Genomic DNA, 24,806 nt, shown 5'->3' on the forward strand with positions numbered 1-24,806 from the left:
GGCTTACGTGCCCAGCGGCTGGCCGCGCGCAGGGCCGAGCGCAGGCGGGCCGCCCGGCGCGGCGCCATGGTTGCGGCGGCCTCGGTCGTGGTCGCGGTCGGCAGCGCCACGGGGATGATGTCCGCGCTCGACGGCAACCGCCCCTCCGACGACGCCAAACCGCTGGTCACCCGCTCGCCGAGCCTCCAGCCGCTGCCTGCCGTACCGACGCCGTCGCGCACGCCGGCCTCGCCGTCCCCGGCCTCCTCCGCATCCCCGTCGCCGAAGCCGGCCCCGAAGCCCTCCCCGAGCAAGAAGAAGCCGGTGACCGTGGCCGCACCCGCCCTGCTCTACCGCCACCCCGACTCCCAGGTCCTCGACTGGGTCGCGGCCCATCCCGGCGACTCGCGTCGCGACGTCATCGAGTCCCGGATAGCCGACCGCCCGGCCGCCGTCTGGTTCGCGGACTTCACACCGGCCACCATCACCGCGCGGGTCAGGGCGGTCACCTCGGCCGCCGCCGCGCAGGGCCGGGTCCCGGTCGTCGTGCCGTACGCCATCCCGCAGCGGGACTGCGGCGGCGCCTCGGAGGGCGGGGCGCCCGACCTCGCCGCGTACGACGGCTGGATCGACAAGTTCGCGGCGGGTCTCGGCTCCGGCGAGGTCATCGTCATCCTGGAGCCCGACTCGATCGCCCAGTCCGACTGCCTCACCGAGGGCCGGCAGGCCGACCGGTTCGCCTCGCTGGCCCGCGCGGGCCGCGTCTTCAAGGCCGCGAACCGCAAGGCCCGCGTCTACTACGACGCCGGCCACTCCGACTGGAACCCCGTCGACAAACAGGCCTCGCTGCTCGACCAGGCGGGCGCCGCCTCACCCGCCTCCTCCGACGGCATCTTCACCAACGTGTCCAATTTCCACCGTACGAGCGACGAGATCCCGTACGCCCGACACGTGCTGTCCGCGCTCGGCGGCCCCGCGAGCCTGGGCGCCGTCATCGACACCAGCCGGAACGGCAACGGCGCCCCGGCCGACGGCGAGTGGTGCGATCCGGCGGGCCGCAAGATCGGACAGGCGCCGACCCTGAACACCGGGGAGGCCAGGATCGACGCCTATCTCTGGGTGAAGCTGCCGGGGGAGTCCGACGGGTGCAAGGGCACGCCGGGGACCTTCTCGGCGGAGTACGCCTACGAGCTGGCGCGCTGATCCTCGGCCTCGTCGTACGAGGAGGTGCCCTCGTCCAGCAGCGGCTCCTGCGTCTTGAGGTGGGCCGGAGCCATCGCCCGCAGCGCGTGGTAGCCGGTGATCACGACGAGGGTGCCAAGCGCGATGCCGTTCAGGGAGAAGTTGTCCGTGAACTTCAGCGTGACGCCGCCGACGCCGATGATGATGCCCGCGGCGGCCGGCACCAGGTTCAGCGGGTTGCGCAGGTCGACCCTGGCGTTGAGCCAGATCTGGGCGCCGAGCAGGCCGATCATGCCGTACAGGATGACGGTGATGCCGCCGAGGACGCCGCCCGGGATCGCCGCCACGATCGCCCCGAACTTGGGGCAGAGGCCGAAGAGGAGGGCGAAGCCCGCGGCGGCCCAGTAGGCGGCGGTCGAGTAGACGCGGGTCGCGGCCATCACGCCGATGTTCTCGGAGTACGTGGTGTTGGGCGGGCCGCCGACCGCGGTGGAGAGCATCGAGGCGACGCCGTCCGCGGAGATCGCGGTGCCCAGCTTGTCGTCCAGCCGGTCGCCGGTCATCTCGCCGACGGCCTTGACGTGACCGGCGTTCTCGGCGACCAGCGCGATCACGACCGGCAGCGCGACGAGGATCGCCGACCACTGGAAGGTGGGGCCGTGGAAGGACGGCAGCCCGATCCAGTCCGCCTTGCCGACGCCGGAGAGGTCGAGCCGCCAGTGGTCGGTGACCTTGCCGCCGGCGTCCACCGAGTGGATCATGCCGAAGATCCGGTCGAAGGCCCAGGAGATCCCGTACCCGAAGAGCAGCCCCAGGAAGATCGCGATCCGTGACCAGAAACCGCGCAGGCAGACGACGGCCAGACCGGTGAAGAGCATGGTGAGCAGCGCGGTCCACTGGTCCTGCGGCCAGTACGTGGACGCGGTCACCGGCGCGAGATTGAAGCCGATCAGCATGACGACCGCGCCGGTCACGATCGGCGGCATCGTGGCATGGATGATCCGTGCCCCGAAGCGCCGCACCGCGAGTCCCACCAGGAACAGGGCGATGCCCACGACGAACACCGCGCCGGTCACGGTCGCGCTGGTGCCGCCCTGCGCGCGGATCACGGCGGCGACGCCCACGAAGGACAGCGAGCAGCCGAGGTAGCTGGGCACACGGCCGCGCGTCGCGAGCAGGAAGATGACCGTCGCGACGCCGGACATCATGATCGCGAGGTTCGGGTCCAGGCCCATGAGCACGGGCGCGACGAAGGACGCCCCGAACATGGCCACCACGTGCTGGGCCCCGAGCCCGAAGGTGCGGGGCCAAGTGAGGCGTTCATCGGGGCGGACGACCGCTCCGGGGGCGGGCGTCCGCCCGTCGCCGTGCAGTTTCCAGCGCACGCCGAGGTCCATGGTGAGGCTTCGCTTTCTCTGTACGTGAATCTGTCCGGACCATTGTCACGGCTAACCGGCGGTCCTACGCTCGCACGGTCCTACTCATGAACTGCGTTCACATCCTTGATCTCGTTGCTGATCGGAGTGCTCTATGAGTGCAAGACCCCGTCTGAGCATCCTGCTGGCGGTCGTGGCCACCTTGGCGACCGTCGCCGTTCCCTCCGCCGCGGCGCACGCGGCTCCGCAGGTCCCCAAGACCGCCGTCCTCGACGGCAGCCGGCTCCAGCAGACCCGGATACGCCTGGACCACGGTGACCCCCAACTCGGCCGCGCCCTGAAGGACTTGACGGCCCGCGCCGACAACTGGCTTGACCAGGGCCCCTGGACGGTCGTCGACAAGCCGAAGCCCGCCCCCGGCGGAGACGTCCACGACTACCTCAGCCAGGCGCCGTACTGGTGGCCCTCGCAGCCCAAGACCGCCGACAACCCCTGGGGTTGCCCCTACGTCCAGCGCGACGGCCAGCGCAATCCCGAGGTCGACACCGGCACCGACCGCCAGGACGTCGAGAAGGTCTTCGACTCGACATACGACCTCTCGCTCGCCTGGTACTACACCGGCAAGAAGCAGTACGCCGAGAAGGCCGCCACCGTCCTGCACACCTGGTTCCTCGCCCCGGACACCCGGATGAACCCGAACCTGAACCACGGGCAGTTCATCCCCTGCAAGTACGACGGCCGGGCGATCGGCATCATCGACTTCTCGCAGTCCTACACCAGCGTCCTGGACGCCATCGCGATCCTGGACACGGGCGCCCCCGGCTGGTCCAAGGGCGACCGCACCGCGATGCGCGCCTGGAACACCGACTTCCGCGACTGGCTGGCGAACAGCGCGTTCGGCAAGGAGGAGGGCGCCGCCAAGAACAACCACGGCACCTTCTACGACATGCAGCTCGCCGCGCTGGCGTACGCGACCGGCGACCGGGACCTCGCCCGCCGGACCGTCCTCGACGCACGCGCCCTGCGGATCGACCCGCAGATCGCCGCCGACGGCAGCCAGCCCCAGGAGCTGGCCCGCACCCGCAGCTGGCACTACTCGACCTTCGACCTGGTCGCCTACACCCGGCTCGCGGCCATCGGCCGGCACGTCGGCGTGAACCTCTGGTCGTACGAAGGACTGGACGGCCAGAGCCTGTTCAAGGCGGTCGACTATCTGCTGCCCGCGGCGACGGGTGCCGAGCCGTGGGCCCACCCGGAGCTGGAGTTCCACCGGTTCGCGGCGAGCGACATCGTGCACGCGGCCGCCGACGCGGGGGACCGGGCCGCGCAGGCCGCCGTGCCGAAGCTCGAAACGCCACCCGGCGGTGACCTGTGGGCTCTGCGCCCTGCGGCGGAGCAGCTGGACTCGATCGCGGGCTGAGCCCTCCCGACCGGGGCTTCTGAGCGTTTGCTTAGGATGAGGTGTCGTATTCAGCCACGTCCAGCCGATCGTGTCAGCCAGATCGGCTCGCATCCCGTACGTCTCAGGAGCCCCGCCCGTGACCGCCGAAGCCCCCGTCGCCCCCGCCCTCTCGTACGGGCAGCTCCTCCCCGTCACCGTCCACTTCGACGACCTGGACGCACTCGGGCTGCTGCACAACGCCCGCTATCCGGTGATGGTCGAGCGCGCCTGGACGGCCCTCTGGAGCGAGCGCGGCTTCGGCTTCGCGGGCGACTGGGAGGCGGCGGGCGACTTCTGCAACGCCGTCAAGGAGCTCCGGATCAGCTACGACGCTCCGGTGAACCGGCCGGGCGCGTACGCCGTCCACCTCTGGCTGGACCGGCTCGGGAACACCGGACTGACCTACGGCTTCCGCTTCTGCTCGGCCGATGGCGCGGTGACGTACGCGCACGGCACCAGGGTCCTCGTCCGGCTCGACGCCGGGACGCTGCGCCCGACGCCGTGGAGCGACCGGTTCAGGGCCTTGGGTCAGGAACTGCTGCGCTCGCAGGGCTGACCTTCGGACGGTCACGGTCGCCCGCGCGCAGCACGCCCGCGAGCGCGGCGAGCCCGCCCGCCAGCACCGTGACCAGCCCGAACGACACCACCAGACTCGTCGCCTGCGCCACCGTGCCGATCAGACTCGGCGCGATCAGACCCGAGGTGTACGTGATGGTGGCGACGCCCGCGATGGCCTGGCTGGGGTTGGGGCCACTGCGCCCGGCCGCCGCGAAGCAGAGCGGGACGACGACCGCGATACCGAGGCCGAGCAGCGCGAAGCCGCCCATCGCCACCGCCGCGTCGTCCGCGACGACGATCAGCAGTCCGCCGACCACGGCCAGCGCGCCGCCCGCCCGTACGGTGCGCACCGCGCCGAAGCGGTTCACCACCGCGTCGCCCACCAGCCGGGCGATCGCCATGGTCAGCATGAAACCGGTCGTCGACGCCGCCGCGAGACCGGCCGAGGTATCCAGCTGGTCCCGCAGATAGACCGCCGACCAGTCCAGGCTCGCGCCCTCCGCGAACACCGCGCAGAAGCCGACCGCGCCGATGAGCAGGGCGGACTTGGGCGGCAGCGCGAACCTCGGCGGCGGCTCCTCGTCCTCGGCGGGCTGGAGATCGAGCACCCAGCGGCAGGCGGTCACGCCGAGGAGCGTGAGGACCGCCGCCGCCAGCGCGTGGTGCAGACGCGCGTCGGAGCCCAGGTGCGCGGCGAGCGTGCCCGCGGCCGAGCCGATCAGGGCGCCCGCGCTCCACATGCCGTGCAGCCCGGAGATGATCGACTTGTCGAGGAGCCGCTCGATCTCGACACCCAGCGCGTTCATGGCGACATCGGCCATCCCCGCCGTGGCGCCGTAGGTGAACATCGCCAGACAGAGGGTGAGGAGGTTCGGCGCCAGCGACGGGAGGACCAGGGCCATCGTCCACAGGGCGATCAGCCCGCGCAGCGCCGCCCGGGACCCGAAGCGATGGGTGATCCGTCCCGCCAGCGGCATCGAGCAGGAGGCCCCGAACGCCGTGAAGGCGAGCGCGAAGCCCAGCTGCCCCGCCCCGACCGAGGCGTGGTCCTGGATCCAGGGGACGCGGGTCGCGAACGAGCCCGTCACGGCGCCGTGCACCGCGAACACGGCGGCGACGGCGTACCGGGCGCGCTTCACCTCGCCCAGGTCGTAGACCACGTCACTCATTTTCTCCGCCCCTCCCGGCTCCGCTCCCCGTGCTGCCGCCGTAAACTATCAGGAACCCTGCCTGATAGATAGGCGATATACCGGCCGTCCAGGGACGGCAGCTGATCTGGGAGGATCCCGGCATGCCCGCATCACCGAGCACCGCCCGGGCCATCAACGACCGGCTAGCCCTGCGGCTGCTGCAGCAGGAAGGCCCCTTGACGGCAGGGCAGTTGAAGCAGCTCACCGGACTGTCCCGGCCCACCGTCGCCGACCTGGTCGAACGGCTGACGGCCGCCGGACTGATCTCGATCGTCGGGGAGTCAGGGGAGCAGCGCCGTGGCCCGAACGCCCGTGTGTACGGGATCGTCGCCGACCAAGCCCATCTCGCCGCCCTCGACGTCCGCACCGAGGGCGTCTCCGTAGTCGTCTCCGACCTCCTGGGCGCGGAGCTCGCGCGGGCGTCGGTGCCCATCGCGGACGACATCGGCACGGGGCCCGCCGTCGAGCAGGCGGTCACGCTGGTGGAACGCGCGGCCAAGGAGGCGGGGGCGGAGCGCCTGCACACGGTCGGCATCGGGGCGCCCGGCCTCATCGACCCGGCGACCGGCGAACTCCGCGACTCCTCCGGCCTTCCCGAGTGGCACCGCCGGCTGGTAGCCGCCCTCCAGGAGCGCCTGCCCGCCCGCGTCCTGGTCGAGAACGAGACGAACCTCGCCGCTCTGGCCGAACAGCGCGACGGCGCCGCGCGCGACCGCGACACGTTCGTGCTGCTGTGGCTGGGCCATGGCACCGGTGCCGCGGTGATGCTCGACGGGCGGCTCCGTCGCGGTGCCTCCGGCGGCACCGGTGAGATCGGCTTCCTCCCTGTGCCCGGTACCTCGGCGCTTCCCTCGGCGACGGACTGCGAGGGCGGATTCCACTCCTTGGCCGGGGCGGCGGCTGTGGCCGCGCTGGCGGAGCGGTACGGGGTCGTGGCGGATCCCACTCCGCACGAACCGTATGCGGCGGCGCTGGTGAGGCGGGCGGTGGCCACCCCCGGCGACCCGGACTCCGCCGGCTTCCTCGACGCCCTCGCCGACCGTCTCGCCATCGGGGCCGCGTCCGTGATCGCCGTGCTGGATCCCGGGTGTGTGGTCCTCGGGGGTGAGGTCGGGCGGGCGGGGGGTGACGTGCTCGCCGCGCGGGTCGAGGAGCGGCTGGTGCGGATGTCGCCGTTGCCGACGTTGGTGCGGGCGAGCGTGTTGGGCGGTGGTGCGGTGTTGCGCGGCGCCCTGCTGACCGCCCGCGACGGCGCCCAGGACGAACTGTTCGCGCCACCACCGGCCCGGTAGCCCCAGGGGCTCTGCCCCTTTGACCCCGTTGGGTTGCGTGTCGGGTGCGGGTGGGTGGGGGCTGGTCGCGCAGTTCCCCGCGCCCCTTGGGTGGGTGGCGGTTGTTTGTTGGCTGCGGGGCGGTGGGGGTTGTTCGCGCAGTTCCCCGCGCCCCTGAAGGCGCGGGGCTTCGCCCCGCGATCCCCGGCCCACCTCGGGTGCTTTTGTCTTTTAGGGGCGCGGGGAACTGCGCGACCAGCCCCCACCGCCCCGCAGCCGACGAACCACCCCTTTAAGGGGCGCGGGGAACTGCGCAATCTTTTAGGGGGTCCTGGGGGTGCAGCCCCCAGGACCCCCCGCGTCACCGCTTCGACTCGCTCCCGAACCGGCCCGCCAGGTAATCCTCGAACGTGCCCTTCCCCACCGCACGCCGCGGCGTCAGGTGCCCCCCGTCCCGGAACGCCCGATACGCCTTCCCCGCAAGGCGCAGCCCGGCGAGCGGGCGCCGCTTGCCCGTGGCACGCAGATAGGCACCGGCCAGCGAGGGAAACGTACGGACCTCCGGCCCGCCCATGTCCTCGACGCGCCCCGCGGGACCGCCGACCGCCAGCTCGGCCAGCCGGCCGGCGACCTCGGCGACCTCGATCGGCTGGTCGCTGACACCCGCGGGGACCAGCAGGACCGGCAGCTTGGTGAGGGCCGCGAGCAGCTGGACCACGAGATCGTGGAACTGGGTGGTGCGCAGGATCGTCCAGCCGAGCCCCGACTCCTCGATCAGCTTCTCCACGGCGAGCTTGGCCTTGTAGTAGCCGAGCGGCACCACATCGACGCCGACGATGGAGATGTAGACCAGGTGCGGGACACCGGCCCGGCGCGCGGCCGCGATCAGATGCGCGGTGGCCTGCTCGTCGCCCCCGCGCGGCGACGTCGCGCAGTGGACGATCGCATCCACACCCTCGACCGCGGCGTCCAGCCCGGCACCGCCCTCGCGCAGATCGACGGCGTACGGCTGAGTGTGCCGGCTGAGCACCCGCACCTCGTGCCCGTCCGCCCTCAGCCGCTCGACGACGAGCCGGCCCAGGGTTCCGGTACCGCCGGTCACCAGGATCGTGGTCATGCTGTTCAGCCCTTTCGGACGTCGGACGGCTCCCGGGTGGAGCGCCCTCCGTCAGCTGAGACCGGACAGCCGTGGAAAATGTGACAACGCCGGGTGTTGACGTGGTCGTGCTCGGTGGACCAAGCCCTACACCCGTGCCAGCTGGCGGCCCGCGAACTCCAGCTTGTCGGGATTCACCACCGCCCGCACCTCCGTGCACACGCCCTCGTGGAACTCGAACGTCACGACGCTCAGCAGCCGGTCGTCGGCCCGGGCGACCAGCGCGGCGTGTCCGTTGACCTCCGCCACCGCGAAGTCGACGTCGCCCGACACGTGCCGGCCCAGGAGGCCCGCCAGGAACCGCAGAACCTTCTCGCGCCCCTCGATCGGCCGCCGTGCCGCGGAGACCTTGCCGCCGCCGTCGGACCACCAGGTCACCTCCGCCGAGAACAGGCTCTCCAGACCGGCCAGATCGCCCTCGCGGGCCGCCGTGAGGAACGACTCGACGAGCCCGGCCTGTTGCTCGGGCGCGGCCACGAAGCGGGCCTCCGGCGCGGCGACCCGCTGCACCGCCCGCCGGTACAGCTGACGGCAGTTGGCCTCGCTCAGCTCCAGTACGCCGGCGATCTCCCGATGGCCGTACGCGAAGGCCTCCCGAAGGACGTACACCGCGCGTTCGGTCGGGGTGAGCCGCTCCAGGAGGACCAACAGGGCCAGGGACACCGCGTCGCGCTGCTCTGCCGACTCCAGGGGGCCGAGCGTGCCGTCCGAGGTGATCACCGGCTCGGGCAGCCACGGCCCGGCGTACTGTTCGCGCCGCGCGCGGGCCGAGGCCAGCCGGTTGAGACAGAGATTGGTGACGACCTTGGCGAGCCAGGCGCCGGGCCGCTCGACCGCCGCGTGGTCGGCGCCGCTGAAGCGCAGATACGCGTCCTGCACGGTGTCCTCCGCGTCCGCGGCGGAACCGAGCATGCGGTAGGCCAGCCCGAACAGCCGCGGGCGATGGGTCTCGAAGTCGTCGGCGAGGCTCGTTGTCACGCTCCCACCCTGGCAGAGACCGGGTTGGAGACCCGGCGGCGGGGCAAGGGCCTCCGTCACCGCCGCCGGGCCGATCGGGGGGTGGCGACAAGTCGGGGTGTCGACAAACCGGTTCGATGAAGTGGTGATGTCGACGAAGCGGTGATCGTGAAGATCGCGGTGATCGCCGACTTTAAATGGACTAGACCAGAGCGTCAATAGGTATGGACCAGTCTCAAGGGTGTGTGGCGGGAAGGAAGTTGGCCACTCGCGCGTCGCCGCAGAAGTCCATCCGTATGGCCTGTGAGCCAGCCCACAGGCGTTCGCCCGCATGGGCGTCGATCAGGCGTGGCACACTGGCCCTGTACCAGAAGCAGCGCACTCCGGGGTCGGTGAAATTCCGAACCGGCGGTTACAGTCCGCGACCCGGCCGCTTCCAGCGGCCGGTTGACCAGGTGAAATTCCTGGACCGACGGTTAAAGTCCGGATGGGAGGCAGTGCGCGGCGGGCGGGCATTCGTGCGCGCTGCCGTTTGTTGTGACTTGTCCTGTGGGACGAGTCTCCTTTCGGCGTCGCTCCCGGTGTCGCTGTCCGCTCATTCTGTCGTCATCGACAGGCCCCGGAGTCCGTGCCCTATGAGGCAGGAGGACCCGGGAAGTGTTCACCGGAATCGTCGAAGAGCTGGGTGAGGTCACCGCCGTCGAGATTCTCGACGACGCCTCGCGTTTCCGGCTGCGTGGCCCCGTCGTCACGCAGGGCGCGCAGCACGGCGACTCCATCGCCGTCAACGGAGTCTGTCTCACGGTCGTCGAACACGAGGGCGACGAGTTCACCGCCGACGTCATGGCGGAGACCCTGGACCGCTCCAGCCTCGGCGCCCTGACCGTCGGCTCCCGCGTCAACCTCGAACGCCCCATGGCCGTGGGCGAGCGCCTCGGCGGGCACATCGTGCAGGGACACGTCGACGGCACGGGCACGGTCATCGAGCGCAAGCCGTCCGAGAACTGGGAGATCGTGAAGATCTCGCTCCCCGCGGACCTCTCCCGCTACGTGGTCGAGAAGGGCTCCATCACCGTCGACGGCATCAGCCTGACGGTGGTCGACGCGGGCCCTGACTACTTCACCGTCAGCCTCATCCCCACCACCCTCGACCTGACCACGCTCGGCCTCAAGCAGCCCGGCGACCCGGTCAACCTCGAAGTCGACGTCATCGCCAAGTACGTCGAGCGACTGCTCGGCGACCGCGCCACCGCCGAGGGGGCCGGCAAGTGAACTGGCTCAACTCCGAGGCCTTCACGCTCCTCGACCAGCACATCAAGTGGTCGGACATGCTCGGCAACGTGATCGGTCTGATCGCCCTCGCGCTCGGCTGGCGCCGCTCCATATGGAGCTGGCCCGTCCAGTTCCTCTCCGGCGTCATCCTCTTCGCGGCGTTCGCGACCGCCCACCTCTCCGGCAGCGCCGGCAAGCAGGTCGTCGTCATGGTCGTCGCGGTGTACGGCTGGTGGCAGTGGAACCGCGGAAAGGGCCAGGACGGCTCCATCGCGGTGCGGTTCGCCAGCTGGCGTGAGCGTGCCGTGATGGCCGGTGCCGCGGCCGTCGGCACCGTCGCGGTCGCCGGTCTGTTCTTCGCGTACCCGTCCCTCTCCTGGGACCCCTGGCCGGACGCGTACATCTTCGTCGGCACCATCGTCGCGATGTACGCCCAGGCGCGCGGCATGGTCGAGTTCTGGTTCGCCTGGCTGCTGGTCGACCTGGTGGGCGTGCCTCTCAACTTCGCCAACGGCTTCGCCTTCTCCGGTTTCGTCTACGTCCTGTACGGCGCGCTCGTCCTGTGGGGCATGCGCGACTGGTGGCTGCGCTCCCGCAAGGCCGGGCAGCCCGTCCTGGAAGGAGCCCCGGCATGACTACGGCGCCGGTTTGGTACAGCACCGGGCACGATCTTGATGCCTCGGACTTCGCGCTCGATCCGGTCGAGCAGGCCATCGCCGACATCGCGGCGGGCCGTCCGGTTGTGGTCGTCGACGACGAGGACCGGGAGAACGAGGGCGACCTCGTCATCGCCGCCGAGAAGGCGACCCCCGAGATCGTCGCCTTCATGATGAGCGAGTGCCGCGGGCTGATCTGCGCGCCCATGGAGGGCGACGAGCTGGACCGGCTCCGGCTCCCGCAGATGGTCGACGACAACACCGAGTCGATGAAAACCGCGTTCACGGTGTCGGTGGACGCGTCCGCCGCTCACGGTGTGACCACCGGCATCTCGGCGTCCGACCGTGCCACCACGCTTCAGCTCCTCGCCGACGGCACCGCCCAGGCCGACGACTTCGTCCGCCCCGGCCACATCTTCCCGCTGCGCGCCAAGTCCGGCGGCGTCCTGGTCCGCAACGGCCACACCGAGGCCGCCGTCGACCTCGCCCGCCTCGCGGGTCTGCGCCCGGCCGGCGCGATCGTCGAGATCGCGGGCGAGGACGGCCGCATGCTCCGGCTGCCCGAGCTGATCCCCTTCGCCCGCAAGCACGGCCTCACGATCATCTCCATCGAGGACCTGATCGCCTACCGCCGTACCGCCGAACCCACGGTCCGGCGCGAGGCGAAGACCCAGCTGCCCACCGCCTTCGGTGAGTTCACGGCGTACGGCTACCGCTCCATCGTCGACGGCGTCGAGCACGTCGCCCTCGTGCACGGCGAGATCGGCGACGGCGAGGACGTCCTCGTCCGCGTCCACTCCGAATGCCTCACCGGCGACATCTTCCACTCGCTGCGCTGCGACTGCGGCCCCCAGCTCCAGACGTCCATGGAGCGCATCCAGACCGAGGGCCGCGGCATCGTCGTCTACCTGCGCGGCCACGAGGGACGCGGCATCGGGCTGCTCTCCAAGCTGCGGGCGTACGAGCTCCAGGAGCGCGGCCGCGACACGCTCGACGCCAACCTGGAACTCGGCCTGCCCGCCGACGCCCGGGACTACGGCGCCAGCGCGCAGATCCTGGAGGACCTCGGCGTGCACAGCCTGCGCCTGATGACCAACAACCCCGACAAGACCGACGCGCTCGTCCGGCACGGCCTCAAGGTCACCGGCCGGGAGCCGATGCCCGTACAGGCAGGCGAGCACAACCTCCGCTATCTGCGCACCAAGCGGGACCGGATGGGTCACGACCTGCCCTGGCTGGACACGACCACCGTGTCCGCCTGCGGCAACCAGTAACAGACAATCCACAACAAACGGCACTATCGGCAACACAGCAAGCGGCACTGAGGAGAGACGTGAGCGGCAAGGGTGCACCTGAACTGTCCGTACGCAACTGCGGCGACCTGCGCGTCGCGGTCATCGCGGCACAGTGGCACGAAAAGGTGATGGACGGCCTCGTCGACGGCGCACTGCGCGCCCTGCACGAGCTGGGAATCGACGAGCCGACCCTGCTCAGGGTCCCGGGCAGCTTCGAGCTCCCGGTCGTCGCCAAGGTCCTCGCGGGCCGCGGCTACGACGCGATCGTCGCGCTCGGCGTCGTCATCCGCGGCGGCACCCCGCACTTCGAGTACGTGTGCCAGGGCGTCACCAACGGCCTCACCCAGGTCTCCATCGACACCGGTGTCCCCGTCGGCTTCGGCGTGCTGACCTGCGACACCGAGGAGCAGGCCCTCGACCGCGCGGGCATCGAGGGCTCCAACGAGGACAAGGGACACGAGGCGGTGACCGCCGCCGTGGCGACCGCGGCCACGCTGCGCTCAGTATCTGAACCCTGGCGCTGAGGCAGGGGCGGTAGCGCGTAGGGTGGGCGGCATCATGTCCAAGAAGACGTTCGAGGAGCTGTTCACCGAGCTCCAGCAGAAGGCCGCCAACGGCGACCCCGCCACTTCGCGCACCGCCGAGCTGGTCGGCAAGGGCGTCCATGCCATCGGCAAGAAGGTCGTCGAAGAGGCCGCCGAGGTCTGGATGGCCGCCGAGTACGAGGGCAAGGACGCCGCCGCCGAGGAGATCTCGCAGCTGCTCTACCACGTCCAGGTGATGATGGTCGCGCGCGGCATCTCCCTCGACGACGTGTACGCCCACCTGTAAATCCCCCTGTTCCGCAGACACATCCCCTTCACGCAAAGGAAGCCGACCTCATGCTGCGCATCGCCGTCCCCAACAAGGGTTCCCTGTCAGGCCCTGCGGCGGAGATGCTGCATGAGGCCGGCTACCAGCAGCGCCGCGAGTCCAAGGAACTGCGGATCGTCGACCCGGAGAACGAGGTCGAGTTCTTCTACCTCCGCCCCCGCGACATCGCGATCTACGTCTCCTCCGGCCGTCTCGACATCGGCATCACCGGCCGTGACCTGCTCATCGACTCGGGCGCCAAGGCGGAGGAGATCCTCCCGCTCGGCTTCGCCCGCTCGACCTTCCGCTTCGCCACCAAGCCCGGCACCGCCAAGGGCGTCGAGGACCTCGCGGGCATGACGGTCGCCACCTCGTACGAGGGCATCGTCGCGGGGCACCTCGCCGACCACGGCATCGACGCCTCCGTCGTCCACCTCGACGGCGCGGTCGAGACCGCCATCGAGCTGGGTGTCGCCGAGGTCATCGCCGACGTCGTCGAGACCGGCACCTCGCTGCGCAACGCGGGCCTGGAGGTCTTCGGCGACCCGATCATGAAGTCCGAGGCCGTCGTCATCCGCCGTGTCGGAGCCGACACTTCGGACGCGGACGCCGAGCCCAAGGTGCAGCAGTTCCTGCGCCGACTCCAGGGCGTCCTGGTGGCCCGGACGTACGTGATGATGGACTACGACTGCCGTGCCGAGCACCTGGAGAAGGCCGTCGCCCTCACGCCCGGCCTGGAGTCGCCGACCATCTCGCCGCTGCACAACGAGGGCTGGGTCGCCGTGCGCGCCATGGTCCCCGCCAAGGAGGCCCAGCGGATCATGGACGACCTGTACGCGCTCGGCGCGCGGGCCATCCTGACCACGGCCATCCACGCCTGCCGGCTCTGACGGGACCGAGAGCCATGTCGGACTCCCACCAGACTCCTGCCCTTCCCGTCACGTTCCGGCCGTCCCGCACCCGGGCCGTCCTGCTCACCGCCGGTGCGGCGATCTTCGTGGTCATCACGACGGTCGCGATGCTCCTGGAGCAGCTCAGCCCGGGGGAGCGCGTCAGCTTCGTCTTCACGGCGGCGCTGCTCTTCGCGGTACTCCTGCTGCTCTCCCGGCCCAAGGTGGTCGCCGACGAGAGCGGTGTCACCGTCGTCAACATCGCCAGCAAGAGGCGCCTGGACTGGGCGGAAATCGTCCAGGTCAACCTCCGCCCCGGCGACCCCTGGGTGTTCCTCAACCTCAGTGACGGCACCAGCCTGCCCGCGCTCGGCATCCAGCCGGGCATCGCCAAGCAGCGCGCGATCGAGGACGCCCGCGCCCTGCGTGCCCTCGCCGAGGCCCGGTCCATCCGCGACCCCGAGCAACATCAGGGCTGACTCTCAGCCTTCCACCCTGCCCTGCGGGCCCATGTCTTGATTAATCTGTTGGCGGAGGCGTTTTCGTTGCGCCTCCGCCTCTGATGTGCCGCCCGGCGTTCAGAGGCCCCCTGCTATCCGAGGAGTGACTCCCTCCAGCGATGGACGGATCGTCCTGTAGTACCTGCGCCGCCCCCTCCCGACATATCGAGGCGGCGGCATGACCATCCCCCTGCTGCTCCTTGGAGCGGCGTTTCTGCTGATTCTGGCCAACGGCTTCTTCGTCGCGGCGGAGTTCGGCCTGGTCACGGTCGAGCGCCCCGACGCCGAGAAGGCCGCGGCCGACGGCGACCGACGGGCCCGTACGGTCGTCGAATCACTCAAGGAGCTGTCCTTCCAGCTCTCCGGCACCCAGCTCGGCATCACCATCACCTCGCTCGTCGTCGGCATGCTCGCCGAACCGGCGCTCGCCGAGCTGCTGCACGGACCCTTCGCCGCGATCGGGCTGCCCGCGGGCGCCGTGTCCGGCGTCGCCGTGGTGGTCGGCATGCTGCTCGCCGCGGCCGTGCAAATGGTCGTCGGCGAACTCGTGCCCAAGAACTGGGCGGTGTCCAAGCCCCTGCAGGTCGCCCGCTTCGTCGCGGGCCCGCAGCATGTCTTCTCCCGCCTGTTCCGTCCGGTGATCGCCGCGCTCAACGCGGTCGCCAACCGGCTCGTACGCGCCCTGGGCGTCGAGCCCGCCGAGGAGCTGGCCTCCGCCCGCACCCCCGGCGAACTCGTCTCCCTGGCCCGGCACTCCGCGCAGGCCGGCGCCCTGGAGCAGGACACCGCGGATCTCTTCGTACGGACCATCTCGCTCGCCGGCCTGACCGCGCAGCACGTCATGACCCCGCGCGTGAAGGTCAGCGCCCTCCAGTCCTCCGCGACCGCCGAGGACGTCGTCAACCTCACCCGCGCCACCGGCCTGTCCCGCTTCCCCGTCTACCGGGAGCGGATCGACGAGATCGTCGGCATGGTGCACCTCAAGGACGCCCTCGCGATCCCCTCGCACGACCGGCTGCGTACCCCGGTCGGCCGGATCGCCCAGGCCCCCCTGCTCGTCCCGGAGACGCTGCCCGTGCAGCCGCTGCTGGAACAGCTGCGCAGCGAGCAGCCGATCGCCGTCGTCGTCGACGAGTACGGCGGTACGGCGGGCGTGGTCACCCTGGAGGACATCGTCGAGGAGCTGGTCGGCGAGGTCCGCGACGAGCACGACGGGCAGGACCTGCCCGAACTCGCCGCCGCCCCGCCCGAGGACGGCCGGCCCGCCTGGGACGCCGACGGCAGCTGCCGGGTCGACATCCTGCAGCGCATAGGCCTGGACGTGCCCGAAGGTCCGTACGAGACCGTCGCCGGCCTCGTCGCCGATCTGCTCGGCCGGATCCCCGCCCCCGGCGACAGGGCCGAACTGCCCGGCTGGCGTCTGTCGGTGCGCCAGGTCGGGCACTACCGCGCCGAACGCGTCCGCCTGGTGCGGACCGCGCCCCTTGCGGAGGCCGTGCGATGAGCGTGCTCCAACTCCTGTTCGCCGCGCTGCTGGTGCTCGCCAACGGCTTCTTCGTCGGCGCCGAGTTTGCGCTCGTCTCCGTGCGGCGTAGCCAGATCGAACCGCTGGGGACCGCGCGGGCCCGACAGGTCCTGTACGGCCTGGAGCGGCTGCCGCAGATGATGGCCGCGGCCCAGTTCGGCATCACCGTCTGCTCGTTGACGCTCGGCGCGGTTGCCGAGCCGACCGTCGCCCATCTGCTGGAGCCGGTCTTCGAGGCGGTCCGTCTGCCCGAGGGGTTGATCCACCCGCTCGGATACGTCATCGCGCTGGCCCTCGTCGTCTTCTTCCACCTCGTCATCGGCGAGATGGTGCCGAAGAACCTGGCGATGGCCGCGCCCGAGAAGACGGCGCTGTGGCTCAGCCCCGGCCTGGTCGCCTTCGCGCGGCTGTGCCGGCCGGTCACGGCGGCCCTCGGCGCGTGCGCGCGGCTCATCCTGAAGCTCTTCGGTGTGGAGCCCAAGGACGAGGTCGAGGCGGTCTTCACGAGCGAACAGCTCAACCGTCTCGTCGAGGACTCCGGTCAGGCGGGCCTCCTCGACCCCGAGGAGCAGGAGCGCCTCGAAGACGCCCTGGAGCTGGGTTCCCGCCCGGTCACCGACGTCCTCCTGGACCGCGACTCCCTGGTGACCGTGGGCCCCTCGGTCACCCCGGGCCAGATCGTCGCGCTCACCGCGCGCACCGGGTACTCCCGCTTCCCGGTGGTCGCCGAGAACGGCGCCTTCATGAGCTGCTACCTGCATGTGAAGGACGTGCTCGACCTGGAGGAGTCCGAGCGGGCGGTACCCCAGCAGATCTGGCGCCCGATGACGACCCTGCGCTCCGAACTCCCGCTGGACGACGCCCTCACGGTGATGCGCCGTGCGGCGACGCATCTCGCGCAGGTCGCCGACGCGTCCGGCAAGGTGCTGGGTCTTGTGGCCCTGGAGGACGTACTGGAGCTGCTGGTCGGCGAGGTACGTGACCCGGCCCACCGCCAGGCTCCAGCCGTACGCGTCTCGGACCCACGCCCCAGCGAGGCCCCGGAGGAGGCCCTGGCAAGCTGACCCGCCGGCCCCGTGGGTTGTGTGTCGGGTGCGGGTGGGTGGGGTTGCTCGCGCAGTTCCCCGCGCCCCTAAAGGCGCGGGGCTTCGCCCCGCGATCCCCGCCCGCCCTGTTTTGTCGTCTGCGGGCTGGTGGGGGCCGTTCGCGCAGTTCCCCGCGCCCCTAAAAGGGGCGCGGGGAACTGCGCAATCTTTTAGGGGGGTCTGGGGGCGCAGCCCCCAGGGATGGGACGGGTAGGGGCGGCGGGGGCGAAATCCGTCGTCACATCGCCGACGGATCCTGTGGCCCCCGGCCCGACAGAACCTCCCCGTACGCCTGCATGAGATCCGGCAGCCGAAGCGTGGACAGGTCGTCGCGCGACAGGGTGCCCGGATAGCCCGAGAGCCGCAGATCCCGGTACGCGCAGCTCTTCTCGTACAGGGTGCGCAGAAAGCGCCCGTTGCCGAGCTCGTCGATCCAGCCCTGGTCGACGACGTGCCCGGCAATCGAGCGCAGCTCGTCCAACGCCTCCTCGTCCCAGATGTCACCGTTCTCGGCGGCCAGCACCTCGCCGATGGAGGTGAGTTCGAGGGGGCGGTAGGAGGGGAAGTCGACGCGGGTGGTGAAGCGGGAGGAGAGGCCGGGGTTGGCGGCGAGCAGGCGGTCCATGCCCTCCGGGTAGCCGGCGAGGATGACGACGAGGTGGTCCCGGTTGTCCTCGGCCCGCTTCAGCAGGACTTGCAGGGCCTCGTCGCCGTACGCGTCGCCCTTGCCGTACCCGGAGTTGGACAGGGAGTACGCCTCGTCCACGAACAGGACTCCACCGATCGCCGAGTCGATCAACTCGTTGGCCTTCACGGCCGTCTGGCCGAGGTACTCGCCGACCAGGTCGGCCCGCTGGGCCTCCACCAGGTGGTCGCCGCCGAGCAGCCCGAGCGCGTAGAAGACCCGGCCGAGAATGCGGGCCACGGTGGTCTTGCCGGTGCCGGAGGGGCCGGAGAAGACGAAGTGCCGCTTGGGTGGCTGGACCGGGAGGCCCTGCCCGGCGCGCAGTCTCGCCATGTTCAACTGCGCCGACAGCGCCTTGACTTGGCGCTTCACGGGCTCCAGGCCCACCATGCGCTCCAGCTCGTTGAGCGCGTCTTCGAGTAACGCGGGGTCGGTCGGCCCCGCGGGCAGCGGCTGCACCGGGATCACGGCCTTCTCGCGCACCGCGTCGGTCTCGGGAGGCAGCGCCCCCGGTGGCGCGAAGTCGGGCTCCGAGAGCTTCAGGTCCCGTCCCTCGCCGCCGAACAGCGGATCCACGCCGTCCGGGCCCTCCATCACGTCCTGCCCGACTCCGGCGAGCGTGATCGCCGCCAGGTCGGCGGCGGCATCGTCGTACCCGTCGCCCTCGGAGATGGCCGCGAGCCGCGCCGAGGTGTCCATGAAGGAGGGGTCGACCCGGTGCACCGCCCGGTACAGGGGCAGCGCGGCGGCGGACCGCCCCGTGCCCTCGTGCGCCCGCGCCAGCCAGTACCGCAGCTCCTTGCGCTGCGGCTGCTCGCTGCGGCAGCGCATCAGGGCGGAGGAGAGGAGGGGCTCGGCCTGGCCGAACATCTCCAGGCGGACCCGGGCCATCCCGCCGAAGAGGCCGGCCTCTATGCCCAGCATGGGATCGTCGATCAGCGGATCGGTGTGCCGGACCAACTGCTCCCAGTCCTTGACCAGATAGGCGCGGCACGCGTGCAGGAACCGCACCTGGGGGTCCGTGTCGACGGGGGGCAGACCGGCCAACGCCCGGTCCAGCTCCGGGACATGGCGTCCGTCGAGCCAGTGCGAGGCGTGCGCGAGCAGCAGATCGCGCGGGCTCTCCAGCACCGGCTGCACCCACCAGCCCAGCCAGTACCAGGAGTTGAGGGTGCGCCGATGACGGGTGCGCTGCTCCCCGAAACGGTCCCGGTGCCGGAACATCCGCAGCAGCGCGGTCGTCGTGTCCACCCGCAGCGCGTGCAGTCCGAGCCAGCCGTCCGCCATGCCCGGGTCCATCCGGACCGCGGTGCGGAACTCCTCCTCCGCCTGCGGATAGGCGCCCATCGTGTAGGCGTCCACGCCTCGCATCCAGGCGAGGTCGGCCGGGGCCTCGGGGCCCTGCGTGCCGAAGTCCATCACGTCCCCCACAAACCGTGCCCCCGATGGTTCTCCGAACGGGCCGGTGCCCGTCGGCAGCCTAACCACTGTGCCGCGGACGGGAGTTGCATCGGTGCGCAGAGCAGCCGTCCGAAGGTCGCACCGAGAGGCATCGTACCTGCGGTACATACGCGGGCCGAAGGGTGCCGCACACCCCGTTCCACGAGGTGGGAGCAGATGGGGCGCACTTCGCATGGTGACCGAGGGTGAGCGAATCGCGGCGCGCAGCGTCCGGAAAGAGGGGGTGTGGGCAGAACGAAGCCCCCGATCACGGGGGAACAACCGGGGGCTTCGCGACTGCGGGCGGCTTCGAAAGGCCGCACATTCAGAACGTAAGTCCTGTACGGCCCCCCGGTCAAGCCGAGTTGAAGCACTGAGAGAACTTCTCACGCAAGGGTCTTCACAAGTTCAGCACACTGCGGGTGGTCCGTCACCGTGAGTGATGAAGTGGTCCGGTCCAGAGGTCTCAACAGGCCCCGGCAGCACCTCGTATCCCTCGGAACACTGCCGCACCAGAAGATCGGCGAACGGTCTTGAGGGGTCCTTGGTGAAGTGTTGGCGCTCGGCGCGGACCCATCCGGCCCAGAACTCGCTCTGCGCCTCCCCGTCCCGCCGCTGCCCTCGCGCCCAGGCCTCGTCGTGCGGCAACTCCATCCACAGCAGTCGCGCGAGGAACGGGCGCACCGCGCGGCGGCCCGCCCCGACGCCCTCCAGAAGAATGACGGGTGCGGGCGGCAGTTCATGGGCCGGCCCGAAACTCCGGGCGGTCCAGTCGTAGGGGGTGTAGCGCGCCGTCTCGCCGCGCCGCAGTGGCTCGACCACCTGGCGCAGCAGTCGCTCCGTCCATGCGAAGAGCTCCTCGTGCGTCGCGATGTCGTCGAGGTGCAGCACGGGCGCGCCGCCCAGTGCCGCCGCCAGCTGCCCGGCGAAAGTGGTCTTTCCCGAGCCGGCGTGCCCGTCGACGCCGATCAGGCGGACGGGGCCGCAGGAGGGCGGCAGCCGGCGCAGATGTGAGGCGAGGTCGTGAATGGGGCTTCCCGGAGTGCGATGAGATGTCGGCATATTCCTGTGGAACATTCTATCGGGCCGGCGTCCACAGCGGAGTCATGGGTACCGAATAGTGCCGTATTGAACCAGTCATTGAACATTCCTCAAGTACTCATTTCACTCCTTCCATAAGCCGTGGACGTCACGGAACCAGGTATTTCGGAAACGCCGTTCCGGTTCCCCCTGATGCTGAGTAGGGTGCCTGTTGCGCAACAGTGAAGCGTCGTACGGGGATGGACAGGGGAAGATGGCCGCGGGGTTATTCGAGGGGCAGTATGTGTGGCATCCGGCGGCCGACGACCGCAGACTCGCGAGCGTCTGTGTGGATGTCCGGGCCGGCCGCTATCTGAGCGCCCATGAAGCCCTGGCGGAGACGCGCGGCGACTTCGGACTGCGCGCCCACCGCTCCCTGGTCCTGGCCTCCGAGGCCGCCGACTCCGACCTCGCCGAGCGCTGGCTGGCCGAGGAGCCGACCGCCGAGGCCGCCCTGATGTGGGCCCGCGTGGCCGTCCTGCGGGCGCTGCGCGCGGCGGACGCCAAGGACGACCGGGCCGAGGCCCTGGAGCGCATAGCGCTGACCGCGTGCGACCGGGCCGCGGCGACGGACCCCGCCGATCCCACGCCCTGGGTGGCCAAACTGGCCATGGCCCGGCTGCACGATCTGCGCGACTCCGCCCCGCAGGGTCTGCTCACCCAACCGCCCGGCCCCTGGCGGCTGTTCTCGCACATCCTCCGCCTCGATCCCTGGAACCGTGAGGGCCACCACCGCTTCCTGACGTTCTTCTTCACGCGGTACGGCGGCTCGGTGAACGCTGCCTGGGACGTCGCCGCCTTCCTGAGCCAGCGGGCCCCCGCCTCCTCGCCGCTGCGGCTGCTTCCGCTGGTGGCCCTGGTGGAGAGCTACAACCCCTCGCAACTCCTGGTCGACCGCACCTGGGAGCAGCCCCAGTGGCGCGCCACAGCGCTCGCGATCTACCAGAACTGGCTGCCGCAGCTGCCGGGATACCGGTTCACACCGGTGCTCGACCTGGCGTATCTGGCGCACGCGCTGTTCATGTCCCAGCGCGAGTTCGAGGCGCGCGCGGTCTTCATGGCCATGGGGCCGTACGCCTGCCGTATGCCCTGGAGCGTGTTCGGTGAGCCCGAGGAGCAGCTCTCCCGCGCCCGTCGCTCCTGCGGCCTGCCCGTGCCGGGAGGCGCCTGACCCGGCAGCCCGGACCAGTTCTCAGTTCTCCGGCCACCCCCCAGTCTTCCGGTCAACCCCCAGAGAAAGGTCAGTTGTGTCAGAACGGATATCGGCCCCACGCGCGAGAGGCCGCGCCGGCGAGGAATCCGCCGCGCTCGACGACGACGCGACACTTCATGCGATGGGATATCCGAGAAAGCTCACGCGCCGATTCCAGGCGTTCGACAATTTCGCGATCTCCTTCACCATCATCAACATCGTCTCGGGAATTTTCTCGGCCTTCGGATTCGGTATGAATGCCGGTGGTCCGCGCATTCTCGTGTTCGGCTGGATCGGCGTCTCCGTCATGGTGCTTTTCATCGGCGCCGCGATGGCGGAGGTCGCCTCCGCCTATCCGACCAGTGGAGCGCTCTATTTCTCCGCCGGAAAGCTCGCCAAGCGCCACAAGGGTGCCTGGTCCTGGTACACGGGCTGGCTGAATTTCGTTGGCCAGGTGGGCGGCACGGCCGCCACCGGGTACGCGGCCGCCACCTTCATCCAGGCCTTCATCGCCCTGCAGTGGCACTCGTACGAGCCGACGGCCCAGCAGACGGTCCTGATCACGGCGCTCATCATCGTGATCCAGGGTCTGGCCAATACCTACACCGTCCAGCTGGTCGCCCTGATCAACCGGATCTCCGTGTGGTGGCTGCTGATCGGGCTCCTGGTGATCGTGAGCACACTGATCGTGATGCCCGACGATCACCAGTCGGCGTCGTTCGTCACGCATTTCGTGAACAACACCGGTTTCACGAACGGCCTTTACGGGGGGATGCTCGGCCTGCTGGTCACCAGTTGGACCTTCACGGGCTTCGACGGCAGCTTCCACATGTCCGAGGAAACGGTGCGGGCCACGGTCAACGCGCCCCGGGGGATCACGCGGGCGATCGGCTATTCGGCGATCACCGGACTGATCCTCATCCTCGCCCTTGTGTACAGCATTCATGATTATGACAAGGTGGCGAGCTCCTCGGCGCCGCCCGTGCAGATTCTCATCGATGGCCTTGGCATGGGCATGGCTAAGGTGATCCTGCTGATCGTGATCGGGGCCATGCTCTTCTGCGGTCTGGCCAATCTCACCAGCAACACCCGGCAGATCTTCGCCTTCTCCCGGGACGGCGCGATGCCGGGCTCCCACTGGTGGCACTCGGTCTCGCCGCGCACCCGTACCCCCGTCAAGGCCGTGTGGCTGGCGGTTGCCTGCTCGGTGGCCCTGGTCGTCCCCGGCTGGTGGTCGCACACGGCCTTCACCGCCATCGTCAGCGTCAACGTCGTCGGACTCTTCCTCGCCTACGCCGTGCCGATCTTCCTGCGGCTGCGGCTCGGTGAGGAGTTCCAGCCCGGCCCGTGGAACCTGGGCCGCTGGAGCAAGCCCGTCGGCTGGGTGGCCGTGATCTGGATCCTCGCCAGCAGCGTGCTGTTCATGCTGCCGCAGGTCTCGCCGATCACCGGCGACACCTTCAACTACGCGGGGATCGCCCTCGCCGTGGTGCTGATCATCGCCACGGTGTGGTGGTTCGCCACGGCCCGCCGCCGCTTCCAGGGGCCGGTCAGCTACGGACGGCCCGACGAGGTCGCGGCGATGGACCTCATCTGACCCCGTACGCCCTTGACCCGCACGCCCTCGGCCCTGGTGTCCGCCGGGGCCGAGGGCGTCGCAGGTCATGCCAGTGGTCCCGACCAATATTGGTGGGCGCGGCGCGGGCCGAAGTGCTGGCAGAAGTCGGCTTCCGGCGTCCATAGTTGGCCCACAGCCGTGCACTGGTACCACGTCTGCACCCGCCGCTCCATGCCGTGCGTCTGAACCGTCGCTTCCGGACGAACTGGGGGTCACCCACCCATGACCAGAGCTTCAGAGCCGTCCCGCAGAGCCATCCTGGCCGTGGCCGTCGCCGCGGCAGCCACAGGTGCCGCGGGCCCCGCGGCCGCGGCCACCCCCGCGGGGCCGGCCGAAGCCCCCGCACGCCTCGTGGACAATCGTGCCTGGACCTCGTACACCGACTGGCGGAGCGGTAGCGCGCAGGGCACGCGGGCCGTGCCGGGCGTCCGTCCCGGTCTGGTGATCGCCGCCCCGGCCGGCACCGCCGACTACACGGACCCGCACACCGGCAAGACCTCCACCTGGGAGTACGCGACCTGGACCGCCCCGGTCCACCGGCTCGCCGTCCCCTCCACCGAGGTGATCGCCTCCTGGAACGCGCACACCCCGGCGGGCACCTGGCTCCAGGTCGAGCTGACGGGCACGTACTCCGACGGCACGGACACCCCCTGGTATGTGATGGGCCGCTGGGCGGCCGGCGACCAGGACATCAGGCGGACCTCCGTGGACGACCAGAGCGACGGCAAGAGCACCATCTGGACGGACACCTTCTCCATCGACGACGCCGACTCGGGCCTGCGGCTTCTCTCGTACCGGCTGCGGCTCACCCTCTACCGCACTCCCGGCGCCAGGATCACGCCCATGGTGTGGCGGCTCGGCGCGATGGGCTCCGACATCCCCGACCGCTTCACCGTCCCGGCCACCACACCCGGCCTCGCCCAGGAGCTGAGCGTCCCGCGCTACTCGCAGGAGATCCACGCGGGCCAGTACCCCGAGTACGACAACGGCGGCGAGGCCTGGTGCAGCCCCACCTCCTCGCAGATGATCATCGAGTACTGGGGCCGCAAGCCGACGGCGGAGCAGCTGGCCTGGGTCAACCCGGACTACTCCGACCCGCAGGTGTGCCACGCGGCCCGCTTCACCTACGACTACCAGTACGGCGGCTGCGGCAACTGGCCGTTCAACGCCGCCTACGCGTCGACGTACAAGGACCTGCAAGGCGTGGTGACCCGCCTCGGCTCGCTCACCGACCTGGAGACGCTGATCGCCGCCGGCATCCCGGCCATAACGTCCCAGTCGTTCCTCAAGTCCGAGCTGACGGGGGCGGGTTACGGCACTTCGGGGCACCTCATGACCGTCATAGGGTTCACCGCGGACGGCGACGTGATCGCCAACGACCCGGCGTCGCCGGGCGACGAGGCGGTGCGCCGGGTCTACAAGCGGTCCGAGTGGGAGACGATCTGGCTCCGTACCAAGAGGTACAACGCCTCTGGGAAGGTCGTCTCCGGTACGGGCGGGGTCTGTTATCTGTACTTCCCGGCACATCCGTCGGCACGGCAGTGCAAGGCGCTCGAGGCGGTCGGCATTCGCTGAACTCCGCGCAGGGCGGCCCCTCTTCAAATGA

The 24,806-nt window shown here is 70.4% G+C and carries 22 protein-coding genes and 1 riboswitch; of the genes, 16 read left to right on the forward strand and 6 right to left on the reverse strand.

All coding sequences use genetic code 11. From position 1 onward, the window contains the following. The first annotated feature begins 66 nt into the window (after positions 1-66). Positions 67-1,182, forward strand: a complete 1,116-nt coding sequence (locus OIC96_RS40050; RefSeq protein WP_330310016.1) for a glycoside hydrolase family 6 protein — start codon at positions 67-69, stop codon at positions 1,180-1,182. Here the strand turns inward: OIC96_RS40050 and OIC96_RS40055 are convergent. After that, positions 1,164-2,558, reverse strand: coding sequence for a uracil-xanthine permease family protein (locus OIC96_RS40055; protein ID WP_330303136.1), 1,395 nt, complete (start codon positions 2,556-2,558; stop codon positions 1,164-1,166). The two genes, OIC96_RS40050 and OIC96_RS40055, sit on opposite strands and share 19 nt — an antisense overlap. Before the next feature lie 133 nt (positions 2,559-2,691). Between OIC96_RS40055 and OIC96_RS40060 the strand changes: the two genes are divergently transcribed. Next, positions 2,692-3,957 (forward strand): alginate lyase family protein, encoded by a 1,266-nt coding sequence (locus tag OIC96_RS40060; RefSeq protein ID WP_330303135.1) that lies wholly within the window; start codon positions 2,692-2,694, stop codon positions 3,955-3,957. Between the two features lie 118 nt (positions 3,958-4,075). Continuing rightward, positions 4,076-4,534, forward strand: coding sequence for an acyl-CoA thioesterase (locus OIC96_RS40065; RefSeq protein ID WP_330303134.1), 459 nt, complete (start codon positions 4,076-4,078; stop codon positions 4,532-4,534). Here OIC96_RS40065 and OIC96_RS40070 read toward each other — a convergent pair. Beyond that, on the reverse strand, positions 4,494-5,705 hold the full coding sequence (locus OIC96_RS40070) for an MFS transporter (RefSeq protein ID WP_330303133.1): 1,212 nt from the start codon (positions 5,703-5,705) through the stop codon (positions 4,494-4,496). The two genes, OIC96_RS40065 and OIC96_RS40070, sit on opposite strands and share 41 nt — an antisense overlap. Before the next feature lie 122 nt (positions 5,706-5,827). Here OIC96_RS40070 and OIC96_RS40075 point away from each other — a divergent pair, with 122 nt between their 5' ends. After that, positions 5,828-7,018 carry an ROK family transcriptional regulator gene (locus OIC96_RS40075; protein WP_330303132.1) on the forward strand — a complete coding sequence of 397 codons (1,191 nt, stop codon included), beginning with the start codon at positions 5,828-5,830 and terminating at the stop codon, positions 7,016-7,018. A gap of 340 nt (positions 7,019-7,358) precedes the next feature. Here the strand turns inward: OIC96_RS40075 and OIC96_RS40080 are convergent, their stop codons facing one another. Both OIC96_RS40080 and OIC96_RS40085 read right to left on the reverse strand, forming a co-directional pair. After that, on the reverse strand, positions 7,359-8,114 hold the full coding sequence (locus OIC96_RS40080; RefSeq protein WP_330303131.1) for an SDR family oxidoreductase: 756 nt from the start codon (positions 8,112-8,114) through the stop codon (positions 7,359-7,361). A gap of 126 nt (positions 8,115-8,240) precedes the next feature. Beyond that, entirely contained in the window at positions 8,241-9,131 is an 891-nt protein-coding gene (locus tag OIC96_RS40085; protein ID WP_330303130.1) for an RNA polymerase sigma-70 factor, read from the reverse strand. A gap of 353 nt (positions 9,132-9,484) precedes the next feature. After that, positions 9,485-9,615, forward strand: a riboswitch (FMN riboswitch). 152 nt (positions 9,616-9,767) lie between these two features. On the opposite strand from OIC96_RS40085, the gene OIC96_RS40090 reads away from it, so the two are divergent. The 9 genes from OIC96_RS40090 (at position 9,768) to OIC96_RS40130 (ending at position 17,164) form a co-directional block, all read left to right on the forward strand. Beyond that, the gene (locus OIC96_RS40090) at positions 9,768-10,382 is read left to right on the forward strand and encodes a riboflavin synthase (RefSeq protein ID WP_327427202.1); all 615 of its coding nucleotides are present in this window, start codon (positions 9,768-9,770) and stop codon (positions 10,380-10,382) included. After that, complete coding sequence (locus tag OIC96_RS40095) at positions 10,379-11,017, forward strand: nicotinamide mononucleotide transporter family protein (protein WP_330303129.1); 639 nt, start codon at positions 10,379-10,381, stop codon at positions 11,015-11,017. Before OIC96_RS40090 ends, OIC96_RS40095 begins: the two co-directional genes overlap by 4 nt. Next, on the forward strand, positions 11,014-12,312 hold the full coding sequence (locus OIC96_RS40100) for a bifunctional 3,4-dihydroxy-2-butanone-4-phosphate synthase/GTP cyclohydrolase II (RefSeq protein ID WP_330303128.1): 1,299 nt from the start codon (positions 11,014-11,016) through the stop codon (positions 12,310-12,312). Before OIC96_RS40095 ends, OIC96_RS40100 begins: the two co-directional genes overlap by 4 nt. Positions 12,313-12,371: 59 nt before the next feature. Continuing rightward, positions 12,372-12,857 (forward strand): 6,7-dimethyl-8-ribityllumazine synthase, encoded by a 486-nt coding sequence (gene ribH / locus OIC96_RS40105; RefSeq protein WP_330303127.1) that lies wholly within the window; start codon positions 12,372-12,374, stop codon positions 12,855-12,857. A 34-nt stretch (positions 12,858-12,891) separates the two neighbouring features. Beyond that, the gene (locus OIC96_RS40110; protein ID WP_327427198.1) at positions 12,892-13,164 is read left to right on the forward strand and encodes a phosphoribosyl-ATP diphosphatase; all 273 of its coding nucleotides are present in this window, start codon (positions 12,892-12,894) and stop codon (positions 13,162-13,164) included. A 50-nt stretch (positions 13,165-13,214) separates the two neighbouring features. Then, entirely contained in the window at positions 13,215-14,075 is an 861-nt protein-coding gene (hisG, locus tag OIC96_RS40115; protein WP_330303126.1) for an ATP phosphoribosyltransferase, read from the forward strand. Positions 14,076-14,089: 14 nt separating this feature from the next. Beyond that, entirely contained in the window at positions 14,090-14,554 is a 465-nt protein-coding gene (locus OIC96_RS40120; protein ID WP_330303125.1) for a PH domain-containing protein, read from the forward strand. Positions 14,555-14,753: 199 nt separating this feature from the next. After that, positions 14,754-16,079: a hemolysin family protein gene (locus tag OIC96_RS40125; protein ID WP_330303124.1), complete on the forward strand. Its 1,326-nt coding sequence runs from the start codon at positions 14,754-14,756 to the stop codon at positions 16,077-16,079. Further along, positions 16,076-17,164: a hemolysin family protein gene (locus tag OIC96_RS40130; protein ID WP_330303123.1), complete on the forward strand. Its 1,089-nt coding sequence runs from the start codon at positions 16,076-16,078 to the stop codon at positions 17,162-17,164. Before OIC96_RS40125 ends, OIC96_RS40130 begins: the two co-directional genes overlap by 4 nt. A 259-nt stretch (positions 17,165-17,423) precedes the next feature. On the opposite strand, the gene OIC96_RS40135 is transcribed toward OIC96_RS40130, so the two are convergent. After that, on the reverse strand, positions 17,424-19,289 hold the full coding sequence (locus tag OIC96_RS40135) for an AAA family ATPase (RefSeq protein WP_330303122.1): 1,866 nt from the start codon (positions 19,287-19,289) through the stop codon (positions 17,424-17,426). Positions 19,290-19,718: 429 nt separating this feature from the next. Beyond that, complete coding sequence (locus OIC96_RS40140; protein ID WP_330303121.1) at positions 19,719-20,372, reverse strand: uridine kinase family protein; 654 nt, start codon at positions 20,370-20,372, stop codon at positions 19,719-19,721. Positions 20,373-20,604: 232 nt separating this feature from the next. Between OIC96_RS40140 and OIC96_RS40145 the strand changes: the two genes are divergently transcribed. The 3 genes from OIC96_RS40145 (at position 20,605) to OIC96_RS40155 (ending at position 24,775) form a co-directional block, all read left to right on the forward strand. Beyond that, entirely contained in the window at positions 20,605-21,561 is a 957-nt protein-coding gene (locus OIC96_RS40145) for a hypothetical protein (protein ID WP_330303120.1), read from the forward strand. A 76-nt stretch (positions 21,562-21,637) separates the two neighbouring features. Next, positions 21,638-23,179, forward strand: coding sequence for an amino acid permease (locus tag OIC96_RS40150; RefSeq protein ID WP_330303119.1), 1,542 nt, complete (start codon positions 21,638-21,640; stop codon positions 23,177-23,179). A gap of 243 nt (positions 23,180-23,422) precedes the next feature. Then, positions 23,423-24,775: a peptidase C39 family protein gene (locus OIC96_RS40155; RefSeq protein WP_330303118.1), complete on the forward strand. Its 1,353-nt coding sequence runs from the start codon at positions 23,423-23,425 to the stop codon at positions 24,773-24,775. The last annotated feature ends 31 nt before the right edge of the window (positions 24,776-24,806 follow it).

The organism is Streptomyces sp. NBC_00775 (genome assembly GCF_036347135.1).
Lineage (GTDB): Bacteria > Actinomycetota > Actinomycetes > Streptomycetales > Streptomycetaceae > Streptomyces > Streptomyces lutosisoli.

What these genes read in the sequence shown, in the direction of transcription:
- OIC96_RS40130 (WP_330303123.1), top strand. Translation starts at nt 16,076, where the DNA reads ATGAGCGTGCTCCAACTCCTGTTCGCCGCGCTGCTGGTGCTCGCCAAC.
- OIC96_RS40140 (WP_330303121.1), bottom strand. Translation starts at nt 20,372, where the DNA reads ATGCCGACATCTCATCGCACTCCGGGAAGCCCCATTCACGACCTCGCC.
- OIC96_RS40110 (WP_327427198.1), top strand. Translation starts at nt 12,892, where the DNA reads ATGTCCAAGAAGACGTTCGAGGAGCTGTTCACCGAGCTCCAGCAGAAG.
- OIC96_RS40070 (WP_330303133.1), bottom strand. Translation starts at nt 5,705, where the DNA reads ATGAGTGACGTGGTCTACGACCTGGGCGAGGTGAAGCGCGCCCGGTAC.
- OIC96_RS40060 (WP_330303135.1), top strand. Translation starts at nt 2,692, where the DNA reads ATGAGTGCAAGACCCCGTCTGAGCATCCTGCTGGCGGTCGTGGCCACC.
- OIC96_RS40135 (WP_330303122.1), bottom strand. Translation starts at nt 19,289, where the DNA reads ATGGACTTCGGCACGCAGGGCCCCGAGGCCCCGGCCGACCTCGCCTGG.
- OIC96_RS40155 (WP_330303118.1), top strand. Translation starts at nt 23,423, where the DNA reads ATGACCAGAGCTTCAGAGCCGTCCCGCAGAGCCATCCTGGCCGTGGCC.
- OIC96_RS40100 (WP_330303128.1), top strand. Translation starts at nt 11,014, where the DNA reads ATGACTACGGCGCCGGTTTGGTACAGCACCGGGCACGATCTTGATGCC.
- OIC96_RS40080 (WP_330303131.1), bottom strand. Translation starts at nt 8,114, where the DNA reads ATGACCACGATCCTGGTGACCGGCGGTACCGGAACCCTGGGCCGGCTC.
- OIC96_RS40120 (WP_330303125.1), top strand. Translation starts at nt 14,090, where the DNA reads ATGTCGGACTCCCACCAGACTCCTGCCCTTCCCGTCACGTTCCGGCCG.
- OIC96_RS40050 (WP_330310016.1), top strand. Translation starts at nt 67, where the DNA reads ATGGTTGCGGCGGCCTCGGTCGTGGTCGCGGTCGGCAGCGCCACGGGG.
- OIC96_RS40145 (WP_330303120.1), top strand. Translation starts at nt 20,605, where the DNA reads ATGGCCGCGGGGTTATTCGAGGGGCAGTATGTGTGGCATCCGGCGGCC.
- OIC96_RS40075 (WP_330303132.1), top strand. Translation starts at nt 5,828, where the DNA reads ATGCCCGCATCACCGAGCACCGCCCGGGCCATCAACGACCGGCTAGCC.
- hisG (WP_330303126.1), top strand. Translation starts at nt 13,215, where the DNA reads ATGCTGCGCATCGCCGTCCCCAACAAGGGTTCCCTGTCAGGCCCTGCG.
- OIC96_RS40125 (WP_330303124.1), top strand. Translation starts at nt 14,754, where the DNA reads ATGACCATCCCCCTGCTGCTCCTTGGAGCGGCGTTTCTGCTGATTCTG.
- OIC96_RS40055 (WP_330303136.1), bottom strand. Translation starts at nt 2,558, where the DNA reads ATGGACCTCGGCGTGCGCTGGAAACTGCACGGCGACGGGCGGACGCCC.